Annotated in this window: 6 protein-coding genes; 4 read left to right on the forward strand and 2 right to left on the reverse strand. The window is 56.1% G+C overall.

What is annotated here, in order from left to right:
- Window positions 1–1,091: DHHA1 domain-containing protein (locus tag VK738_02170; GenBank protein ID HTD21428.1), on the forward strand; the 1,091-nt coding region annotated here is incomplete at its 5' end.
- Window positions 1,092–1,407: 316 nt separating this feature from the next.
- Here the strand turns inward: VK738_02170 and VK738_02175 are convergent.
- Together VK738_02175 and VK738_02180 are read right to left on the reverse strand one after the other, a co-directional pair.
- Complete coding sequence (locus VK738_02175) at window positions 1,408–1,749, reverse strand: histidine triad nucleotide-binding protein (GenBank protein HTD21429.1); 342 nt, start codon at window positions 1,747–1,749, stop codon at window positions 1,408–1,410.
- A gap of 76 nt (window positions 1,750–1,825) precedes the next feature.
- A complete protein-coding gene (locus tag VK738_02180; GenBank protein HTD21430.1) occupies window positions 1,826–2,584 on the reverse strand; it encodes a septal ring lytic transglycosylase RlpA family protein in 759 nt (252 codons plus the stop codon).
- Between the two features lie 361 nt (window positions 2,585–2,945).
- On the opposite strand from VK738_02180, the gene VK738_02185 reads away from it, so the two are divergent.
- The 3 genes from VK738_02185 to VK738_02195 all read left to right on the forward strand — a co-directional run.
- Entirely contained in the window at window positions 2,946–4,010 is a 1,065-nt protein-coding gene (locus VK738_02185; protein ID HTD21431.1) for a hypothetical protein, read from the forward strand.
- Between the two features lie 59 nt (window positions 4,011–4,069).
- Window positions 4,070–4,567, forward strand: coding sequence for a nuclear transport factor 2 family protein (locus VK738_02190; protein HTD21432.1), 498 nt, complete (start codon window positions 4,070–4,072; stop codon window positions 4,565–4,567).
- 60 nt (window positions 4,568–4,627) lie between these two features.
- Window positions 4,628–5,623 (forward strand): A/G-specific adenine glycosylase (locus VK738_02195; protein ID HTD21433.1); only part of this gene is annotated, 996 nt, incomplete at its 3' end.

Here is a 5,623-nt window from a genome sequence, read left to right on the forward strand (position 1 = left end):
TGCTACCTTCATTTATCAAGATGGTTGCGATTGCGACCATTGCCGATGCCGTGCCGCTCATCGGCGAAAATCGTGTGCTGGCAAAGCTTGGCCTGGCAGGTTTGCGCAAACCGGTAAATGCCGGATTGAAGGCGCTCTTCGAAGTGGCGTCAGTTGGCGGCAACGGAAGCGCGCCCTCGGCATCGGATGTGGCCTTTCGCATCGCTCCGCGTCTCAACGCCGCCGGACGCATGGATGTAGCCAACGACGTCATCGAACTGTTCACCACCCGCGAGATGGAGCAGGCGCAAAAAATTTCTGCCAAGCTGAACCAGCTCAACGCCGAGCGGCAAAACGAAGAGGCACGCATTGTTAAAGAACTACAGGAGCGGCTGGATGGCGATGCCGCGCAGCGCGAGCCTTACTGCCTGGTGCTCGATGGCGACGGCTGGCACCGCGGCGTGATTGGAATTGTTGCCACGCGTATGGTCGAGCGCTACGGACGTCCCACTTTGGTTCTGGCGCGCGATGCTGAAACCGGCGAAGCCTATGGTTCCGGACGCTCCATCGCCGGCTTTCATCTGCTGCAAGCCCTGGAGGAGCCTGATTGCCGAAAGCTCTTCACCCGCTTTGGCGGACACGCCCACGCCGTGGGCTTCTCGCTGCCCAGCGCATGCATCCCTGCGTTGCGCACTTGCATGGAAGAATATGCTCACCATCATCTTACGGCGGCAGATTTGCAGCTTTCTCTCGATGTGGATATGGAAATCAAGCTGGAACAAATTACGCTCGAGCTGTGCCGTGAGCTGCAGCAACTTGAGCCCTTCGGCCAGGGCAATCGCGAGCCTGTTTTTTCCGTCGGGAATGCGGTTCTGCTGCAGCCCCCAAAAATCTTAAAAGAAAAGCACTTGAAGTTGCGGGTCAGCTCCGGCAACGGCAACCAGCGAGGCTACGATGCCCTGGGCTGGCGTATGGCCGAGCGCATGCAAACCGAAGCTCTCGCTCCCGGCGAACGCCTGAATATGGTTTTTACCTTGGAAGAAAATTATCATCCCGACTTCGGCGGGCCACAGATGATTCTGCGAGACTTCGTAAAGGCACAAACTAATTAAACCGCAGAGGCCGCAGAGGAGCGCGGAGGCAGAAGCGAATGTATGACCATAGATGAGGTAAGCGGCATGATCGTTGATGCAGCTATGAAGGTGCATACGGCACTTGGACCGGGGCTATTGGAAAGTGCCTATGAAGCTTGAGTCTCTGAATACAATCCATCAGGCACAGTTACTTTCTTATCTTAAAATGAGCAGCAAACAAGTTTGCCTTCTTATCAACTTTAACGTGCATCATTTGAAAAACGGAATCCGCAGGGTTGTAAATAATTATCAAAAGCCTCCGCGTTCCTCAGCGCCCTCTGCGGTTTAATTTTTTTTATCCCGGTGGCCATTTCAACGGCCGTCCGCCCAACAGATGTAAATGCAAATGAAGCACAGTCTGGCCCGCTCCCGGGCCCACGTTATAGACCGTGCGGTATCCGTTCTCGATGTTGCGCTGGCGCGCGATTTTGGCTGCGACCAACTGGCAGTAACCGATCAACTCGGCGTCTTCCGGCCTGGCTTCTTTGATGTCCACGATGTGTCGCTTAGGAACAATGAGGACATGGGTTGGTGCCTGCGGGTCAATGTCTTCGAAGGCAAACGTGCTCTCGTCTTCGTAAACTTTCTTGCTGGGTATTGTGCCTTCAATGATCTTGCAGAACAGGCAGTCGCTCATGGCAAGCCTCGCGGTTCTTTCAGTAGAAGTGCAGATGATTATACGCGGAGAGGTTGAATCAAGGGCAGGCCGGAAATCAATCCAGCCGCACGAGATAGATTCCGCCCTGCGATGTGGTATTTTCGCGCACTAGTTCCTGAGCGCGTCTCTTGTCGTCATCGAGCACGCGTACGCGCACCCACCAATCGTGGCGTGGACCTTTGAAGTCGAGCACTTGTGCCGTGTGATAGCGGCGCTCCAGCTTGTTTTTCAGTTCGGTGGCTGTACCTTCATCGTTGAGAGCGCCAATCTGCACAGCCCAGCGTCCGCCTCGGTTGATGTCGGCGGGCGATTGCAATACTTCAATTCTCACTTTGGCAATGCCGGGGCGGTACACGCCGATGCGTTTGGCCGCTTCCATGGAAAGATCAATGACGCGGTCGGCCACAAACGGTCCCCGGTCGGTAATGCGCACGCGCACCGATTCGCCCGTCGTCAGGTTGGTCACGCGCGCAATCGAGTTCAGCGGAATCGTGAGGTGGGCGGCGGTGAGCTGATGCATATCATAAGTCTCACCATTGGCGCCTTTGCGCTTGTTGTAATCGGGGCCATACCAGCTCGCCATGCCAACTTGAGTGTAGAGAGGTTGTGCGTTGGCCGGCACAGAAGGTTCAACCCCGGCAGATGCGCCCGAGCCATTATCTTCGGAGTTGGAATTGGAAGAAGCAGAGATCGAAGGCGCCGGAGGGACCCGCACCTGCGCTGTTCTTTCATGAGCACAGCCCGCCAGCAGAGCAATCATCACCGCCAGCGCGAAAGTCTTGGGCAGATAAACCCGCTTCAATAATGGGCCCACGTTTTGTTAGATGCGGAAAAACCGAGCGTATTCATTATGTTGGCTCTCAGGCCATCGGTCAATTGAGCAATAAGATTCCCCAGCAAAAATTAAGTCATTGCCACCAGCCTCGCTGGTTCCTGCATCTATCTAAACAACTGTTAAGTAATAAGCGGAAAAGACATTATTCCTGCTAAGCAAACGCGGGAAGTTAAAGGGAAATTAAGGAATGTAAAGATAAGTAAAAAAGGGGCTTTTCGTTAATGGCGGGGCTACACGGAAGAGTTTTTTTAGTCTATAGTGTTTGTACTTCCCGAACCCCAATCGAAGACTGAACGAAACTTTCCTTATGTATATGATACGGATTAGTATCGCGTTCGGGATGAGCGCTCTTGTATCGCTGATGAGCTTTGCTCAGACTCCGGCTTCGGCCGCGGCGCCCGCCTGTCCAGTCGAAGCCGTGTGCGCTCCTTATATCGCAAGCCCGAATGCCGGGCCGTCCCGCACAAACCGGTGCGAGATTGTATTTACTCAAGAGACCCAGCCAAGCATGTCTTTCGCCGCTTGCTACACTCCCCAGGTGCAGGAGCAGTGGCTGATGATTTCGGAATTGAGACTGCCGCAGCTCGTGGTTGATGACGCCGATGGAGAGCCAGCACAGCAGACCGGTACCGCTTCTGCGGTTGATACTGCGTTGCCTGACTCCGCCAGCAGCACGCGCATTGCGCTCACCCAAAACGGCCCCGAGAGCGGCGGAGAGCGCATGCCAATCGCCGTGTATCCCATTAAATTTCCGTACACCGCCAGAGAGAAGTTCGGACTTTTTGTGCGCGATATTTACGATCCCTTTAATTTCATGGCAGAAGGTTTCAATGCCTTGTGGGCGCAGGCGCAGGGTGATCCGCGTGCCTTCGGCGGGGGCGCAGCCGGTTACGGAAGAAGATTGGGAGCCATGGTGGGCACCGATATCGTGGGCGAGTTCACCGGAACGTTTTTGTTCCCTTCGATCTTGCACACGGATCCGCGCTACTTTCGCATGGCGCGCGGTTCGCTGAGGCGGCGCTTCTTCTATGCGGTCACCCGCCAGCTTATCACCAAGAGCGATTCTGGCGACGATACTTGGAATGCCTCGAGATTGCTTTCCGGCTTGGCCACCACGGCCGTTTCCAACAGTTACTACCCGCACCGCGACCGCAGCTTTCCCGGCATCGTGGAGCATACTCTGACCAACATGGGCTTCGATGCCCTGAACGACGCCTTCCGCGAGTTCTGGCCCGATATCGCGCATGGCATGCACTTTCCCGCATTTGTGATTCGCCGCACCGCCGATCCTACGTTTATTGATCCCATGGATCCGCTGCCAGCGCCAGCAATGCAGCCTGCAACCCAGCCATCAACGCAGCCAACATCCCAGACACCGGATTCCAATAAAACCCAGCGTCCATGAAGCGCGTGGAGTGATCGGTCAATTAAATCTCCGCCATCTCGGGCATGACGATTTGTGGGATGCACGATCTGCAAAAGCAATATAAAATCGCCTCCATGCTTCGCCTGACACGTATCAGCCAGATTCTCGTGCTCACAATGGTTGGCCTCCTGTTAGCTGCCTGCACCAAGTGGAAAGAGAAGAGCCCTGCCTGGGCCAATGCCACCGGCGCGGAGCAGTTTGAGCGCCTGTGGTGGCAGGATGTGAAAGAAAAAAACTGGGACGAGGTCGAAAAACATCTGGCGGCAACCTACGTCTACCAGACTTCGGGGAAGACACGCGACCGCGAGGCCAGCCTGGAGCACCTGAAGAACCTGGAAATTACCGAATATGAGATGGGCGACGTGGAAATTCACCCCGACGGTGATTCCGTCGTGATTACCTACACCATGGATATGAAAGGCACCTACGGCGGCCAGCCTCTGCAACTTCCTCATACCCGCATGATGTCGGTCTGGCAGCAACAGAAAAACGGATGGGCGGCCATTGCCCACGCCGATTCTTTTTCCGTGCAATAAAAACAATCATGAGATAGTACAGCGGCGAAGGATGGCCTGTAACGTACAATCAAGGCGTCTGTGAATCGTCTCCGAGATAAAAAGACTAAGCGCGCGCATAAGCCAGCGGCGGCTGCGCTCTTTCGCCGCGCGCTGCTGCGTTGGTATGACGCGCACCAGCGCAATTTACCCTGGCGCGGAGAAAAAGATCCGTACAAAATCTGGGTCTCAGAGATCATGCTGCAGCAGACTCGCGTTGCCGTCGTGCTCGACCGCTATGTGCGTTTCCTGCGGCGTTTTCCCAACGTCCGGGCGCTGGCGCAAGCACGCCTCCCCAGTGTGCTGGCAGAGTGGAGTGGGCTGGGTTACTACCGCCGTGCCCGCGCGTTGCATGCCGCCGCTGCAATTGTTGTGCGTGAGCATGGCGGAAAATTGCCGCAGTCTGCCGAGACGCTTCGCCATCTGCCGGGCATTGGCCGTTACACAGCGGCAGCCATCGCCAGCATTGCCTTTGGGCAAGCGGTCCCCGTCGTGGATGGCAACGTCGAGCGCGTGTTGCAGCGTTTTTATGGGCCAGGCTCGATTCGCAATCATGAGGATTGCTGGCGGCGCGCCGGCGAGTTGCTTCATACGGAGCGTCCTGGCGACTTCAACCAGGCCATGATGGAGCTGGGCGCAACCGTCTGCCTGCCGAAGACGCCGCTGTGTTCCGAGTGTCCGCTCGCCCGGTTGTGCCGTGGCAGAAAGCAATTCACCAGCCCACGAAAACTACGGATACCAACTTCGCCAGAATCACGCAGAAGAGTCCGCTCAGCCTATCGGGTAAGGCTGCAGCAGAACTGCGTTTACCTGGTGCAGCGGCCGGCAAGTGCCACGCTCATGCCTTCCATGTGGGAGCTGCCGCAGTACAACGGAAGAGTTGCGAAATCTGCGTCGAGCGTACGCCTGCGGCATTCCATCACCAACACGGATTTTGAGATTCTCGCCTGCCTCGAACGGGAAAAAGAAGGGGAGCAGTCCAGGCCCAAAGCAGAACAAAGCCCGGCAAAGTGGGTCAACATTCGGCGGCTCAATCGT

Source organism: Terriglobales bacterium (genome assembly GCA_035487355.1).
Taxonomy (GTDB): domain Bacteria; phylum Acidobacteriota; class Terriglobia; order Terriglobales; family Acidobacteriaceae; genus QIAW01.

Bases quoted from the DNA above. Each gene is read 5' to 3' on its own strand.
- VK738_02175 (HTD21429.1), bottom strand. From the start codon at position 1,749: ATGAGCGACTGCCTGTTCTGCAAGATCATTGAAGGCACAATACCCAGC.
- VK738_02185 (HTD21431.1), top strand. From the start codon at position 2,946: ATGAGCGCTCTTGTATCGCTGATGAGCTTTGCTCAGACTCCGGCTTCG.
- VK738_02190 (HTD21432.1), top strand. From the start codon at position 4,070: ATGCACGATCTGCAAAAGCAATATAAAATCGCCTCCATGCTTCGCCTG.